Origin of the sequence: Nonomuraea endophytica, from assembly GCF_014203235.1 — a bacterium.
GTDB classification, from domain to species: Bacteria; Actinomycetota; Actinomycetes; order Streptosporangiales; family Streptosporangiaceae; genus Nonomuraea; species Nonomuraea endophytica.
This window is the reverse complement of record NZ_JACHIN010000004.1, coordinates 132,454-146,142: the sequence shown is the minus strand read 5'-3', so window position 1 is coordinate 146,142 and position 13,689 is coordinate 132,454. Positions and strand designations below refer to the sequence as shown.

18 protein-coding genes are annotated in these 13,689 nt (G+C 65.4%); 10 read left to right on the top strand and 8 right to left on the bottom strand.

Translation table 11 applies throughout. From position 1 onward, the window contains the following. Positions 1–15 precede the first annotated feature (15 nt). Positions 16–612 (bottom strand): TetR/AcrR family transcriptional regulator, encoded by a 597-nt coding sequence (locus HNR40_RS16165; protein WP_184961989.1) that lies wholly within the window; start codon positions 610–612, stop codon positions 16–18. A 90-nt stretch (positions 613–702) separates the two neighbouring features. Between HNR40_RS16165 and HNR40_RS16160 the strand changes: the two genes are divergently transcribed. Then, on the top strand, positions 703–1,419 hold the full coding sequence (locus tag HNR40_RS16160; RefSeq protein ID WP_184961988.1) for an SDR family NAD(P)-dependent oxidoreductase: 717 nt from the start codon (positions 703–705) through the stop codon (positions 1,417–1,419). Between the two features lie 323 nt (positions 1,420–1,742). Here the strand turns inward: HNR40_RS16160 and HNR40_RS16155 are convergent, their stop codons facing one another. From HNR40_RS16155 to HNR40_RS16130, 6 genes are all read right to left on the bottom strand, one after another. Then, entirely contained in the window at positions 1,743–2,375 is a 633-nt protein-coding gene (locus tag HNR40_RS16155; protein ID WP_184961986.1) for a hypothetical protein, read from the bottom strand. A 507-nt stretch (positions 2,376–2,882) separates the two neighbouring features. Then, the gene (locus tag HNR40_RS16150) at positions 2,883–3,095 is read right to left on the bottom strand and encodes a hypothetical protein (RefSeq protein WP_184961984.1); all 213 of its coding nucleotides are present in this window, start codon (positions 3,093–3,095) and stop codon (positions 2,883–2,885) included. Positions 3,096–3,281: 186 nt separating this feature from the next. Further along, positions 3,282–3,824 (bottom strand): hypothetical protein, encoded by a 543-nt coding sequence (locus HNR40_RS16145; protein WP_184961982.1) that lies wholly within the window; start codon positions 3,822–3,824, stop codon positions 3,282–3,284. 418 nt (positions 3,825–4,242) lie between these two features. Further along, entirely contained in the window at positions 4,243–4,416 is a 174-nt protein-coding gene (locus tag HNR40_RS16140) for a hypothetical protein (protein ID WP_184961980.1), read from the bottom strand. Positions 4,417–4,442: 26 nt separating this feature from the next. Next, positions 4,443–5,747, bottom strand: a complete 1,305-nt coding sequence (locus HNR40_RS16135) for an FAD-dependent oxidoreductase (protein ID WP_184961978.1) — start codon at positions 5,745–5,747, stop codon at positions 4,443–4,445. A 30-nt stretch (positions 5,748–5,777) separates the two neighbouring features. Beyond that, the gene (locus HNR40_RS16130; protein WP_184961976.1) at positions 5,778–6,350 is read right to left on the bottom strand and encodes a TetR/AcrR family transcriptional regulator; all 573 of its coding nucleotides are present in this window, start codon (positions 6,348–6,350) and stop codon (positions 5,778–5,780) included. 314 nt (positions 6,351–6,664) lie between these two features. Here HNR40_RS16130 and HNR40_RS16125 point away from each other — a divergent pair, with 314 nt between their 5' ends. From HNR40_RS16125 to cutA, 4 genes are all read left to right on the top strand, one after another. Further along, positions 6,665–6,928, top strand: a complete 264-nt coding sequence (locus HNR40_RS16125; protein WP_184961974.1) for a hypothetical protein — start codon at positions 6,665–6,667, stop codon at positions 6,926–6,928. A 662-nt stretch (positions 6,929–7,590) separates the two neighbouring features. Continuing rightward, on the top strand, positions 7,591–7,923 hold the full coding sequence (locus HNR40_RS16120) for a hypothetical protein (protein WP_184961972.1): 333 nt from the start codon (positions 7,591–7,593) through the stop codon (positions 7,921–7,923). Positions 7,924–8,134: 211 nt separating this feature from the next. Beyond that, a complete protein-coding gene (locus HNR40_RS16115) occupies positions 8,135–9,226 on the top strand; it encodes a hypothetical protein (protein ID WP_184961970.1) in 1,092 nt (363 codons plus the stop codon). Positions 9,227–9,442: 216 nt separating this feature from the next. Continuing rightward, positions 9,443–9,778: a divalent-cation tolerance protein CutA gene (gene cutA, locus HNR40_RS16110; RefSeq protein WP_184961968.1), complete on the top strand. Its 336-nt coding sequence runs from the start codon at positions 9,443–9,445 to the stop codon at positions 9,776–9,778. Here cutA and HNR40_RS16105 read toward each other — a convergent pair. After that, positions 9,741–11,165: a helix-turn-helix domain-containing protein gene (locus HNR40_RS16105; protein WP_184961966.1), complete on the bottom strand. Its 1,425-nt coding sequence runs from the start codon at positions 11,163–11,165 to the stop codon at positions 9,741–9,743. The two genes, cutA and HNR40_RS16105, sit on opposite strands and share 38 nt — an antisense overlap. A gap of 855 nt (positions 11,166–12,020) precedes the next feature. Here HNR40_RS16105 and HNR40_RS16100 point away from each other — a divergent pair. The 5 genes from HNR40_RS16100 (at position 12,021) to HNR40_RS16080 (ending at position 13,682) form a co-directional block, all read left to right on the top strand. Further along, positions 12,021–12,266 (top strand): hypothetical protein, encoded by a 246-nt coding sequence (locus tag HNR40_RS16100; RefSeq protein ID WP_184961964.1) that lies wholly within the window; start codon positions 12,021–12,023, stop codon positions 12,264–12,266. Continuing rightward, complete coding sequence (locus HNR40_RS16095; RefSeq protein ID WP_184961962.1) at positions 12,244–12,600, top strand: hypothetical protein; 357 nt, start codon at positions 12,244–12,246, stop codon at positions 12,598–12,600. Before HNR40_RS16100 ends, HNR40_RS16095 begins: the two co-directional genes overlap by 23 nt. Positions 12,601–12,603: 3 nt before the next feature. After that, complete coding sequence (locus HNR40_RS16090) at positions 12,604–12,819, top strand: hypothetical protein (protein WP_184961960.1); 216 nt, start codon at positions 12,604–12,606, stop codon at positions 12,817–12,819. Positions 12,820–12,995: 176 nt separating this feature from the next. Beyond that, positions 12,996–13,184 (top strand): hypothetical protein, encoded by a 189-nt coding sequence (locus tag HNR40_RS16085; RefSeq protein ID WP_184961958.1) that lies wholly within the window; start codon positions 12,996–12,998, stop codon positions 13,182–13,184. A 144-nt stretch (positions 13,185–13,328) separates the two neighbouring features. Then, a complete protein-coding gene (locus tag HNR40_RS16080) occupies positions 13,329–13,682 on the top strand; it encodes a hypothetical protein (protein WP_184961956.1) in 354 nt (117 codons plus the stop codon). The last annotated feature ends 7 nt before the right edge of the window (positions 13,683–13,689 follow it).

The following is a 13,689-nucleotide window of genomic DNA, read 5'->3' as shown; positions in this document are numbered from 1 at the left end:
ACGAGTCCGGGGCCCTCAGCCGGTGCGGGCCCCGAGCAGGTCGTCGCAAAGGGCGTCCACGAGACGGTAGGGGACACTCGACCCGGTCAGGGCGCGATAGACGATCGCCCCGACCAGCGCGTCGATGGCGTCGGCGCCGAGGCCGGGCGAGATCGCTCCGGCGTCGATCGCGCGCGCGAGCATGTCACGTTCCTGTTCACGCCGTGGCCCGAGATGGCGCTCGTGAAGGAGCTTGGCCGTGGCGGGATCGTGCTGCGCCTCGGCGATGAGGGCGAGCAGAACCTTGCCGGCCGGATCACGGGTGACGAACCGCGCGAAGGCCCGCATGTAGCCACGGATGCCTTCCGCCGTGGGCTTGTCCGTGGGGATGGGCAGGCGCTTGCCGCTGTCCTCGATGAGCGTGTCGAGAAGAATCTCGACCTTCGACGGCCACCAGCGGTAGATCGTCTGCTTGGCGACGCCGGCCCGACGCGCGATCGCCTCGACGGTCAGAGCGCCGAAGCCGTGCTCGGCGAGCAGGTCGTCCGCCGCGTGCAGGACCGCCAGGCGGGCGGCCTCGTCGCGTCGGCTACCTGAGCGCGTCCTGCGGGGCTGGGAGTTCGCGACGGACATGCGAGACACCATACCGTCCAGCCACGTCAGGCATTTGTCTGGACGCAACGTTGCGTCTATCGTAGGTGGCTCCACTACCAAGGAGGGACCATGTCCGCCACGCGTGACCGCCAAGCCCTCGTCCTCGGAGCGTCTCGAGGACTGGGACTCGTCCTGGCCAACGAGCTCACCCGACGCGGCTGGCGCGTCATCGCCACGACGCGCCAGAACGTCGCCGAACCGCATGAGAGCGCCGACGAACTGCGCGAGAGCGCCGATGCCTCGAACGGACGATTGACCGTCGAGTCGTTGGAAATGACCAGCCCCGAACAACTGGCCGCACTACGAGACCGCCTGGCCGGCCGCCGCTTGGACCTGCTTTTCGTCAACGCCGCCATCGACCGGGGCAACCTGCCGATCGACCAGGTCCCGACCGGCATGTTCACCGAAGTGATGATCACCAACGCGTTGAGCCCGTTGCGCGCCCTTGAGACCCTCCGCGAACTCGTCGCGCCCGGCGGAACCGTCGCGGTCATGTCATCCGAGCAGGGCAGCATCTCCCGCAACACCGAGCCCGGCTTCGAGCTCTACAAGGCCAGCAAGGCCGCGCTCAACCAGCTGATGCGCAGCTACGCCACCCGCCACGCCGACGACGGACAGACCAAGCTCCTCATCGACCCCGGCCACAACCAGACCCGCCTCGGCGGCCCCGACGCGCCACTCACCGCCCAGGAGAGCATCCCAGCCGTCGCCGACGTCCTCGAGGCACAGACCGGCGCTCCGGACCTTCAGTTCCTGGACCGCCACGGCAAAACCGTCCCGTGGTAGGAGAACAGTTCAGCCGGCGAGTCGTCGTTCCCGCCGGGCCTGCCGGTGACGTTCCAGCCGTCCGCCACCTTCTCGTAGGAGGCGTTGTCCTGTAGCTGAGCACGCAGGCATCTCCAGGCGTTGCTGCCGGATCGCAGCACCGCGGGCGGCGGCCGCCGGAATGCCGATCCCGTTGAGGAGGGCAGAGAGATGGTCAGCGGGCTGTCTGTTCTCTCCAGTCGTCCCCGGCCGGCAGAGCGGCCGGGGACGCGGAGAGGTGCTCACGGGGTCGTACGCCGCCGCGAGGCCTTGGCGGGGTTCGGCGGAAGAACGTTCATCCGGCACTACCATCCACAGGGGATGGTGGACACCGAGGCCCTGGAGCCGAGGGCGTCGGTGACCGTGACCAGTGTGGTGAAGGTGAGTTCCGGCCCGCCGGGGTTGTTGCAGTCGAACGCGGCCGTGGTCCTGCGGGCGGCCGCGTCGGTGTTCACGACGGGCTGGCGGCGCGCTCGCGGGCTGAACCACTCAGCGGTGACCGGGTCGACCCCGCCCGCCCACACCGCTTCGCACAGAACGTAGTTCACTCCCCGCGGTTGTGGGCCGCAGGTGAAGCTGGTGATGCTGGCAGTTCTGCTCGGGCACGTGATGGGCGTGTTCCCCACGCTGGGAATGAGGTCGTCGGCGAGGTTGATCGTCAGCCCGATCACGAGCTGCCGGCCGGGTGTGCAACTCACCAGGATCTGCCGGATGCCGTCGAACTGGGGAAGGGGGGCATTGTCCTTCGTCCATTCGATGGACTCGATCGGCCGATTGTCGAATTCCGCGGGGATGGCGCAAACGATGTCGGGTGTGTTGGTCAACGCCGGTCTGCACACGGGGTCGCCCGCGTTGGCGTGGGCGGCGCCCGCTCCGGTCAGCAGACCTCCGAGCACGGCGGCCAGCAGCACGAAGACAGCGCCCCATCGTCGTCGCATCTGATCTCCTCATCAGGTAGACACTGATCGATGCGTGGCCCGCGCGGACTACTCAGGTACTTCGCGCACCGGGACCCTGCAGATCACCGATTCCGTGACGAGGCCCGATCCAAGGGCATTCCAATCGCGGTCGCCCTTAGCTTGTGAGCTCCGGCGGTTGGTGGCCGGGATTCTGGCCGGGCGCGGAGTGCGCGGGTGCGGAACAGTGGTGCGGCCGATGGCGACCCGCGGGATCAGGGCAGGCATACGTGCTGCACGCCGCAGATCGCCGGCGGCTTTCGCTCGAACATGGCGCGATGAGTTGGGCGCGGCATGCGGTCGGCGGTGTTTGCTCAGCCCGGGGTGGTGGATAGCGACCTTAGTCAACCGCCCCCAGCCCCGCGTACCACCAGCAGCAGGGTCACCCCGGCAGCGGCTGCCAGCTCTGGATCCCCGATGAGCTGGATATCCACGTCGTGATCCATCCCTGTGCGGGGCGGCCCAATGGCGCCGCCCCGCACAGGTCGATCAGTCCTCGCAGTCGCACTCGGTCTCGGCCTCGCAGAAGTCGCTGCCGGGACCGCCGAGCGCGTGGTCGGATCCACCTTCCTTGCCGAGCAGGATGTCGGCGGCGCCGTTCCCGTTCAGAGCGTCGTTGTCGGCGATACCCGAGACGAAGTCCTGAGCCGAGCCACCGAAGAAGGTGTCACGGCCGGGCGGTGTCCGCGGAGTTCCTGACAACCAGGAACCCGCCGTCCACGTTGATGCCGATGTTCGGCTGCCTCCGCCGAGCTGACGAAGAGCTGCCCCGAGGAGGCGCCCACGTTGGAGAACGTCATCGCGGGGCCGGCCGTGAGGGCTCACCAGGGGCATGGTGAGCAGCGCCCCCGGTGAGTATCGCGTGTTTGATCTTCAGTGCCGGCTTCTTCAGGCTTCCTGTTCGCAGGAGTTCTCCGCCTCGGCGTCGCACAGGTCGATGCCCGCGCCGCCGAAGACCTGGTCGAAGCCCCCGCTGTCGCCGATGAGGATGTCGCTGCCGCCGTTGCCGTCGATGAGGTCGTTGCCTTCGTCGCCGTTGACGAAGTCCCGGGCGCTGCCGCCGGAGTACTGATCGCCCTCAGGGCCGAGGAAGGCCCGGGCGGGCAGCGCCGTGGTGTTGCGGACGACGTCGGCGCCGCCTTGCGTCTGCACCTGGATCTTGGTGATCCCGGCGCTGGGGCAGCGGACGGTGCGGCTGTCGAGCCGCTGGCAGTTGAAGCTGGGCGTGTTCATGGTGTCCTTGAAGTTCCGGACGACCAGGAATCCCCCTTCGAGGCTGATGTTGATCTCGTCGCCGACGTTCCCCGAGTTGATCGTGAGCTGGCCGCCGACGCCGCTCACGCTGGTGGCCGCCATCGCCGGGCTGGCGAACACCGCCATCAGAGGAAGGGCGAGCAGAGCCCCCGTGGTGAGTGCGCGCTTGAGTCTCATGGTTCTCCTTGATGAGTGATTGGCCCCCTGTCCGCACGGAAGTACATCCCAATCACGACGGCGAATGTACGTCCAAAGACGCACTGGCAGACGGCCTGCCGGTAAGGACGCGCGCACCCGCTGCCACCTGTGGCGTTACCGCTGGTCGGACCCTTGATCCGCGTCGCAGCAGTATCGATCACGCCAGGCCGTCAGAGCAGCAACTCATCGGCCTTGACCCTGCCCAGTACAGCGGTTGTTGCGTTCTCGATGTCCGCACGATTTGGCCATAATCGGATCGGCATCACCAAACGCAGGGGAGACGACCTCGTCCGGCCGCTCGACCGCGGCCTGGGCGACGAACGCCGGCAGGCCGGACCGGTCGTCGGCCCGAGTGCGGGCCGGTCCCCGCAGGCTGCCGCGGTGATCACCGTGCCTGTCAGCAGCAGCGCGCCGCACAGGACCTGGCGGCCCGGCGGCGAACGGCTTCCTCGTTCTCGTAGGAAGCGGCCGTGTCGAACTGCCGGTATCCGGCGCGCCAGGGCGTCGGCGGCGGCCTGCGTCTGACGTGGAGTTCCACGCTCGCCTCTCCCGCGAACTGGAGCCAGGTCACCGGGGATGGCTGGAACCGGTGAATGGTCAGTCGGAGAAGATCGCGCGGCGCAGTGGGGGAAGTGCGCCGCACACGCGGAAGAACATCCGTGCGATGGTCCGGATCGCGCGGCTGGGCAGGGTGGCCAGGCGCAGGTACATGGTCGCGGCGCGTACGGCGGCGAAGCCGTTCTTCAACATTTCACGCTCGTACGCGGCGACGGCGGGGAGCAGGTCGGCTTCACCCCGGCCGACCGGGATCAACGCGCGGCGCAGTGCGTCGGCGTCGTACAGCGCGGCGTTGCCGCCGAGACCGCCGACCGGCGGCATGGAGTGGGCGGCATCGCCCAGCACGGTCACGTTCGTGGTGGGCCAGGGCTTCACCGGCTCGGCGGTGGCGAAGTCGAACCGCTCGATGGTGTCGGCCGGTGTTTGGGTGATCATTTCGCGCAGGTCGGGATGCCAGTCGGTCAGGCGGGAGGCGACGAGCTCGCGCAGCCGTTGCCCGCCCGCCGGGGCGTCGCGCAGGTCGGCGGGCAGTACGCGCCGATGGGCGACGTAGGCCCACATGACGTAGTCGTCGTCCTTGGCGTCCTGGACGAGGAGGTCCGGGTTCAGGCCGGCGGTCCGAATCTGGTCGCCGACGTGCTCGACGGTGGTCCCATCGGTGTCCCGGCGGCGAAACACCGCCGTGAACAGGAAGTCCCGCTTCGGCAGGAACATGTTCTTGGTACTGGTCATCTCCTCGGGCAGCCACGCCGTTCCATCACCGAGCGGGAGTTTGCCGCCGATCCCGAAGCCGGGTGCGGGGAACCGGCGCGCGTGCGGCAGCAGTTGCCGTCGCACGCGGGAGTTGGCGCCATCCGCGCCGACCAGCAGGTCGCCAGTGGCCGAGGTGCCGTCGGCGAACAGGGCGGTGACGGTGCCGGCGGCGTTCTGCCGGTAGCCGGTGAACTCCTTGCCGAAGTGGACGATGTCATCCAGACCGGCGAGCAGCAGCCGCCGCAACGTGACCCGGCTGACCGCATGCGTCCTTTCGGATGCGTCGCGCTCCGCGGGCAGGGGATCTTCCCGCATCAGCAGGCGAAGCCGTTCGGTGAACACCCCCATGCCGAGCCCGGGATCACCGGCGGTGGCCACCAGGACGTGCCAAAGATACGGGGGAAGGCAGTCGTGCAGCGCACGACTGCCGGCCGGTTCGATGTTGAGCCGGTATCCCTGCAACCGGGCGTCGGGTGTGGCGTCGCGTTCGAAGACCGCGACGTCGATGCCGGCGGCGTGCAGGCCTTGGGCCAGGCACAGGCCGCCGATGCCGCCGCCGACGATGAGGACCCGGAGCGGATGTGGGGACATGAAAGGCTCCTCCTGAGAGGCAGAGTGGGGTCAGGCCCGAATCAGCAACTGGTCGAGAAGCTCGATGACGTCGCCGGCGCGGCTGGATGCCAGGCTCGCTCCCTTGACGGTGGCGATGACCAGTTCCGCTCCTGTCGCCGGATCGACGCCCGGGGCCAATGCTCCGGCAGCGGCGGCACCGGTCAACAGAGTGCGCAGTGAGCTGCGCCAGCCCTCCTCCCGGCCGGCGATGATCTCCAGCAGTTCGGGGTCGCGCCGGGCCCGCAGATCCAGCTCGCGCAGGACGATGTGGAGCTCGGGCTCGTCGACGATCTTCTGGCGGAGCGTGGCCAGGTGGTGCCGCAGGCGCTCAACGGGGCCGCCGTCGGGCGGGGTGGTCGACCAGAACTGCCGGGTGGTGTAGTCGACCACCGCCACCACCAGATCCTGCTTGGTCGGGAAGTGGTGATGGATCGACGAATGGTCGATGCCCACGCCGGCGGCCACGTCTCGCATCCGCAGCCGCTCGAACCCGCCTTCGGCCAGACATCGATACGCCGCCTGCACCAGCGCGTTCCGCCGCTCCGGACCCGCCGGAGGCCTACCTCGTCGCGTCGCCGTCATGCCCACTCCTCATTAATTCACCAACTGGTTGGTGGATTAATATCAGGCGCACCGACGCGACGTCAATCCGCCCGGTGAGGCGACAGCGGGGGGCAGTCGCCTTGTGGTGTGGCGCTCCGCGATCCTCTTCACGTTGCTGGATGAGTTTCTCGCTTGGCGGGAGCTGTCTACGATGCGCATGCAGCTTGATCCCGCCCTCACGTACTTTCGCCGGGAAGATTGCCAGTGACTTAGGGTAGTCGTTTCAGTTCCTTGGGTAATGGGATGCGAGAGTCGCACGCCGCGGCCCGCATCAACTCCCTTAGGAGAACCCCATGCGCGGTACTGCTCCCCTGTTCGGCGCCCTGTCGGTTGCCGCCTTGCTCGCCCTGGCCGTCCCCGCGTACGCGGCCTGCCCGCCCATCCCCGAACAGGCCACGCTGGATGATGTCTTCAACCCCATCCCGCAGGGCCTGATCGAGCCGGACGACACCGTCGTCATCCAGCCGAGGGGATTCACCGGCGTGCCCGATATCGGTTGCCCGCCCGGGCAGAAGAAGACCCCCGACGGTAGGTGCGCGCAGGTCCCGACGTTCTGACCCTTCCTTCGCAAACGATCAGGCGTGTCCACCAGCCGGTGGACACGCCCTCAGCATGTACGGCGCATGCCGCACGCCCTGCCTCGGAGCATCGATCCGCACTGTGGGCCATCGTGAGCCTGCACCTCTTCGAGGTCGGCCAGGTCGATGCCGGGGCGGGCCGGGTCGATAGCGAGAAAACGGACAAAACAGTCAAGAGCCAAAGGTGCGACGGAGATGCATGGTCCTGCGCCTGCTCTCTGCTGATGGAGTCCTATCGAACAGATCGCACGCCTGGTAGGGCACGTCGGCGGCTCGGCGGTAACAGAGACGATCTATCGTCGGCGGATTCGACCCGTGATGCAGGAGGGGACAGTGATCATGGATCGACTCTTTCCCGGCCAGGGCGAAGACGATCGGTAAGTCACTCAGAAGATCGAAAAGGCCACCTCCCGCGTTGGGAAGTGGCCTCTGACGTTGGTGGGCGATACTGGGATCGAACCAGTGACCTCTTCGGTGTGAAGGCAAAAGAGCAAGTCTGACAACGTCGATCGGAGTCGATCGGGGGCTTCTCACCTCACAGAACACTCTGGGGAGGTCGAGGGAAGTCCAGGGGAGCCGGAACGCATTGGCTCCCGCAACTGGCTCCCACAGACCCTCTCCGGAGCAGGAGAGGAGCCGATGTGATCGACGAAACCAACGGGTACGGCCATGGCCGAAATGATGGGGTCTTCCCTGAGGAGACGCCAGTCCTGGTCAGGTATCCCCTGCACGCCGAACAGGCCGATGATCGCAGCTCATGGCCATGGCTACCGGGTACTGTCCTGGAGCAGTGTGGCCCGGATGAGTGGTTGATCCTCGTCGAGGTGTCCGTCCTGGCCGAACCTGGCCCTGCCGTATCCGACGACGCCAATCCGGGGAGCCTGCTCTACCCGGCATGTTTCCGCGACTCGACAGAGATCCGCGCTGTCGGCACTGAGGAGTGGTTGCAAGCTCGGAGCGCAACCGTGTACTGAGATAACCCTGCCCGCCATGCGACGAAGGCACTTCCCGTCATAGCGGGTGAAGGGCCTCCGTTCTGTCTGCGTCGGTGGAGGTGCTGTCGATTCCCGCATGCGATCGGGGAGGTCAAAACTTCATTGACGTCAGGTCTTCGGACATGCGGAAGACACCTAGATCATGCGTTATCCACAACCCGTGGTGTCAAGCAGTGGCAGGATCAGGGCCATGTCGACAGTCATCGCGGTCCACTACTTCGAAGTCGACCAATTCTGGGTCGGAGCAGAAGTTCTTGGCGCACGCTACACGGCCGTCGTGGGCGGTTACCGATGCACGTTGGTAGTTCCTCGATCGTCAGAGGGCGCTGACCAAGACCTTGAATGGTTGCCGGGGCCTGACGCAATGAAGGTTCAGAACTTTCATCTGTTGCGTGGCTGGATCGAGACGCCCGAAGGTGAGAGGGCCAAATGGAGGGTTGGTTGGGTCAAGGTTGAGGTTGAGCTTCCCAGCGCTCTGCTGGCTGGCGACTTGGCAGGCGACCCTTCCGGAGAACGCCGGGAGGAGGTCATCGAACTGATCAAGGTGGCACGGGATGTGTCCATCGAATTCGTCACACGAATCATGCGCCATGCCGCCGTCACCTACCGACAGCCGTGGCTCGGGCCCAGTGCCAAACTCTTCCTCCCGGGATTTACGAGTGGCCGCCTCTACGACCGAAACGGTGAGTGGTTCCGCGCTGGCTACGGCGTTACGAAGCCTGGTGTGCTCCGCCTTGGAGTGTCGGCCCCTAACCATCAGGAGTTCGAGGCTCTCGTTAGCAACATCTCCGGTGCCGGGTATGTCGAGCCCCCCTTGGCTGAAACCCTGCTAGCCGACGCGTTGTACACATCGTCGTCAGCGGATCATCCGGATCTCCGTCTTGCCACGCTGCTGGCCGCCATGGCCTGCGAGGTGAAGATCAAGCAGGCTATGAGGATTCTCGCTACCCAAGAGCAGGCGGCGCTCGTCGATGCTCTTTTGGATAACCCTCGCGATTGGTCGATGGCTGCGTCATCGCTCTTCGATAAGGGGATCGCGGCAGTATGCGGGAGATCCATGAGGGTGGAAGATCGACCCCTGTGGAAGCGAGTTGATCGCCTCTTCTTCGTCCGGAACAAAGTCGCCCATGTAGGCGGTGAAGGACTTGAACCGACCGCGATCAGCGAGGGCCACCCAGAAGCAGCGCGGGACGCGTTCGAGTGGGTGGATCGCGTCATCGTTGATTCTGCAAGTCGGCCGCCTGATGATGAGCCTGCTTCGCAAACCTCTGCCACTCGCTGAGCGGCCGGCACGGCTGCTCGCCCACAACGTGCCGACGTCGCCCAACGGCGGCTCGCATGCCCCCGGCGCACACGATGGCGATCTGCTGGCCGGGTAGCTCGACGACGCGCCACGTCCAGACGCCTCCGCCGACCTGCGTGCAGGGACGCAGCGACTAGTTCGCTAAGGTCGCATACAGCAGGATGTGTGTGCCTTCGACTCAAGGGGAACTGAGTTGTGAAGGGTTACGTGCAGGTCGTGACGACTGTGCCTAATGCCGCAGAGGGGGCCGACCTCGCCCGCAGCATCGCCTGCGAGCGCCTAGCGGCGGGTATTCAGATCTTAGGTCCGATCAGGTCTGTGTACTGGTGGCGCGGTGCCTTACAGGATGCTACTGAGTGGCAGTTGGTTATTCTGACCACAGCCGAGCACTTTGATGATCTCGAAAGACATATTAAGGCCAATCACACCTATGAGACGCCTGAGATCATCGCTACCGATATCGTGGCGGGCAGCGCTGAGTATCTTCGCTGGATTACTGACGAGACGCGGAAAACTGACGCTTCGTCATGATGATGTCCTCCAGGAAGAGGCGTACTGGCTGTTGCACCCGCCATCTCTCCAGCGCCTTTGCGAGTATTTCGAAGCGCGGCAACCAGATGACCGACTCTGTCTCCCGAACTACCGCGAGCCCCTCTCGTGCGGCTCTCGCAGCCTCGTTCGCTGACCCGTGTGCGATATGTGCCATGGCGATATCGCCAAGGATGATGCCCGCACGCTTCCTGTCCACTTCCGGCAATCGAGAGATCACGGCTCTGGCGACTTCTTCCGCTTCGCTCAGCTGGCCGATCTGCGAGAACGTGGCTATCCGAAACGCATCGAAGCGATCCTGATCAAGGAATCGGGTCCAGACGCGATCCTCGTCCGGATCGGCGATTTCGAATGCCTCTTGTGCTTCAGCCCATGAGCGGTAGGCGTTTTCCTTATCGCCGAGCGCGGCGCTCTCCTCCGCATGTCTGGCCGCAAGCCAGGAGGTCGTCCCAGGTGACGCGGACTTTGGAAGCAAGTCGAGAGCGCTGGCCAGAAGCGCTCGGGCTCGCCCGTGGTTCGCTTTCGAGCTGGGAATGTAGCTGCGGTACCCGTAGGCGCACGCGATGATGCCCAGATCGTTTGCCTCTCTTGCCGCCTTCTCCGCAGTGTCGTAGAAGTTGCGTGCGGTTGGTGGGCTGCCCAGGTCCGACGCGATCCACCCAGCCAGGACGCTGCTTTCGCTGGCCACCACCATGAGGCGCCTACGCAGGTCATCCTTCGGATCGGATGTCGTGCCATTGAGGATGGTGCCGACTTCCCGCAGGTGGGCTGCAAGGCCTTTGAAGATGGCGTTCGCCGGAAGCATCTCTTCAAGTCGGTGGAATCCAGCGGATCTAGCCTCCATTTCACGGACGATTGCCTCGTCAAGAGCGGACGGCTTGGTCAGAGCGAATGAGATCTTCTCCCATGCTTCGCTCTGCGCGAGCGTGGTCGTCGCGCCCAACTGTGCCACCATTCGCAGTAATTCCCGGCGCTTCAATGCCTCGCCTCTTTTCCCGATCGCCTCTGCCAGGAGCTGCAAATCAAAGGTGTCCGTCGGGATTTGCAGCCCATCGCCAACACGTCGGGCATCGTCGCTGCCACCAGGCGCAAGCCCCAGAGACCTACGCAAGTGCGCAGGCATGCCCAAACCATCAGCGATGGACTCAAAGGTAGACTTTGCGGTCGCGAAGCGCTTCCCGGTCTTGTACTCGCTGATGCGACCTTGCGCGATGCCGGTAAGGCCGGCGATCTGTCCTTGCGTGATGCCGTACTTGTTCAAGATTCGGATGACGCCCCCGACATCACGACGTTTGCACACTTCCTCTAGGTCCTGACGTGCGAAAACGCCCGTAAGGACTTCTCGGATGTGCGCTTGATCCATCGTCATGGCGGGCGTTCCGTTCCCGTGGTAGCGCGCCTACAAGGAAAGGTGAAGCCTCCCTAGTCCATCACATCGTGAGATATCACGGCGAGATTCGCTGGAACCTCTTTGCTTGGGAATCTCACAGAGGCACAGAGCGCAGGTTAGGAGCGCTCGGCGATTCGTTGGGTTCTGGGGAGGTTGTGAGCGAATGAATCCGTATAGATGGATGCTTCGCCACACCGGTCCCTGCGCTTCTGATCCGCTGTCGCGGCCGGCCACCAAGGAGGCGTCGTGGCCGTGACCTTGGCTCAACTGAGCGCCGCCTACCCCGGTTGGCACATTCAGGATGTGGCCGGACCTGGAGATGGCTGGTGCGCGATTCGCATCATCCTCGTGCCTACGAACACGGGCCTCTCGAACGTGCGATGTGGAGCCGACCTCGACGAACTACGCAGGCACCTTGAGGCGGAAACTCGGGGTCAATCTCGCGGAAGATCGCCCGGGTCGCGGGGAAGGGACTGAGGCCCACCAAGCGGGTACGGCAGCGCGCGTGCTCTCCGGATAGGTGAGGGGACAGGCCTGGAGGGCTCCCCACCTAGGCGCTGCCGTACCTAACTCCCTCCAGACGCCCCCGGCAGGGCTGGCAGCGTTCCCCAGAGCGCTCGTTCCCACGGCCCTGTCGGGGGTCTTTTGCGTGTGCGCGCTCTATACCGCTTGACCTGCGGCGTATCTCACCACCAGATGGCGCGTATCTCACTGCAAGATCTAAACGATCTCATCGCACGATCTCATCTCGCGATGGGGCGGGCCCTTCCGTCAGACCTACCTTCGCAGTCGTAGGTCAACCGCACAGACGGAACGGAAGGGAAGTGATCTTCAGTGACCGGTCTTGAAGGCACTCAGCCAACACGCTTGATCACGGCCACGCGCACCCTGGCCGAACTGCTGGACAACTGTGCGGACAGCCTTGCTTCCACGTTTCTTGCCGCCACGGCGCTGCTGCTCGTGATCATCACCCTTCACGCCATTGCCGATGTGCTGGAGAACTGCCCCGACGCGCTCCGGCTCTGCACGACTCAACTCGTAAGGAAGGTGATCTCACATGACCGACGACACGATCACTGACGTCCGCCGGAATCAGGTCATCACCGATCTCCGGAGGCTGGCCGACTTCCTGGACGATCACCCCGAGATCCCGGCACCGATGCAGGTGGATGCATCGGTACTGCCTCGTCACAACGGATCAGCCCAGACCGAAGCACAGGCCATAACCGAGGTAGAACGAATCGCCGCCTGCTTGGGCACGCCTGTGGCTGTCTCCCACGGCAACTACACAACCACGATCAGCTTCGGAAGGGTCTTCTTCCGGGCGTTCGTCGTCACGGACGAGGCAATGGCTCGTCACAGGGCCTTGGTGTCCTACGAAGGTGCCGTCACCCCCTACGACGAGGCGGTGTGAGACGTGGACACCGCCGCCCTCATCGTCGTGGCCGGCTTGGTTCTCGCCGCTGCCGCGCTCGCTCTCTTCGCCCTCATGGTGATCTCGATCCGCAGCGACGACCGCCGACGCCTCAACGGCACTGTGCCAAGCCACGCCGAAGGGATGACGCGTCGCCTGATCGTCGCGTACGCCCACCGGTGCCACTACACCCCCGACGTCTGCCCGGAGAGGAGGTGACTGCCTCTTGAGGTCCCTGCCCCGATCCATCGCCGGCTCTTGCTTATGCGGCGCTGCCGTACAGCCCGGTAATCGCAGGTGCGCCAAGTGCCGCGCCCGTTGGCGCTGGCACCGCCGCAAGGCCCTGCACGACGGCATCTGAAGCCCTTGACAAGGCACGAGAGGAGGTGAGGCCCATGACCATCACGATTCCCCTGGTCGTGCTGCTGGGCATGGCCGTGTTCATCGGCCTGCGGTACCTCGGGTTGCGCCTGTGGCAGGCGGCCGTGTCCGTCGTGTTCGGCTTCCTGCTGGCCGCGACCGCGCTCGCTCCCGACATCCAGCACGTTCTGAGCGGTCTGCTCGACCTGATCACCGACCGATGACGGCAGCTAAGGAGCCCTTGCCCGACACGTAAGCACCCGTCTCAGACCACTACGCCAGCGCCCGCGCACGCTGGCACCCCATCCCCACGACCAGGAAGGAACTGCCGTTGGAACCACATCGCCGACCCGAAGGAGGGATGCCCTATGACCCACCGCCACCCCTTCCCGCCCGCCCGGCTACAGGAGGTTCTGTCCCGCAACCACACCGCCGTCCACCTCATCGCCACCCTCGCCCGATCCACCCCCGCTCACGCTCCCATCTGGGAGCACCTCGACACCGTTCTGTACGACGCTCGCGCCCTCGTAGTCGAACTCAGCCATGTGCATGCCGAGCTGGACAAGGTCCGCCGCAGCCAGGCCAACATGCTGGCCGCCGCCCAAGCGACGCTCGCAGCCGCCCAAGACGGGGAGCCCGATCCGCTCTGGTACCTGCGCGATGAGGTAGCCGCGCAACAGGCCAACGCCTTCCCGCGTAGGGCGGGAGGCGAGGCCCGATGAGCCACCG

Excerpts from the sequence above, each read along its gene's own strand:
- HNR40_RS16115 (WP_184961970.1), top strand. The coding sequence starts at position 8,135 with ATGTCGACAGTCATCGCGGTCCACTACTTCGAAGTCGACCAATTCTGG.
- HNR40_RS16085 (WP_184961958.1), top strand. The coding sequence starts at position 12,996 with ATGACCATCACGATTCCCCTGGTCGTGCTGCTGGGCATGGCCGTGTTC.
- HNR40_RS16125 (WP_184961974.1), top strand. The coding sequence starts at position 6,665 with ATGCGCGGTACTGCTCCCCTGTTCGGCGCCCTGTCGGTTGCCGCCTTG.
- HNR40_RS16095 (WP_184961962.1), top strand. The coding sequence starts at position 12,244 with ATGACCGACGACACGATCACTGACGTCCGCCGGAATCAGGTCATCACC.
- HNR40_RS16130 (WP_184961976.1), bottom strand. The coding sequence starts at position 6,350 with ATGACGGCGACGCGACGAGGTAGGCCTCCGGCGGGTCCGGAGCGGCGG.
- HNR40_RS16105 (WP_184961966.1), bottom strand. The coding sequence starts at position 11,165 with ATGACGATGGATCAAGCGCACATCCGAGAAGTCCTTACGGGCGTTTTC.
- HNR40_RS16135 (WP_184961978.1), bottom strand. The coding sequence starts at position 5,747 with ATGTCCCCACATCCGCTCCGGGTCCTCATCGTCGGCGGCGGCATCGGC.
- HNR40_RS16160 (WP_184961988.1), top strand. The coding sequence starts at position 703 with ATGTCCGCCACGCGTGACCGCCAAGCCCTCGTCCTCGGAGCGTCTCGA.
- HNR40_RS16165 (WP_184961989.1), bottom strand. The coding sequence starts at position 612 with ATGTCCGTCGCGAACTCCCAGCCCCGCAGGACGCGCTCAGGTAGCCGA.
- HNR40_RS16080 (WP_184961956.1), top strand. The coding sequence starts at position 13,329 with ATGACCCACCGCCACCCCTTCCCGCCCGCCCGGCTACAGGAGGTTCTG.
- HNR40_RS16155 (WP_184961986.1), bottom strand. The coding sequence starts at position 2,375 with ATGCGACGACGATGGGGCGCTGTCTTCGTGCTGCTGGCCGCCGTGCTC.
- HNR40_RS16145 (WP_184961982.1), bottom strand. The coding sequence starts at position 3,824 with ATGAGACTCAAGCGCGCACTCACCACGGGGGCTCTGCTCGCCCTTCCT.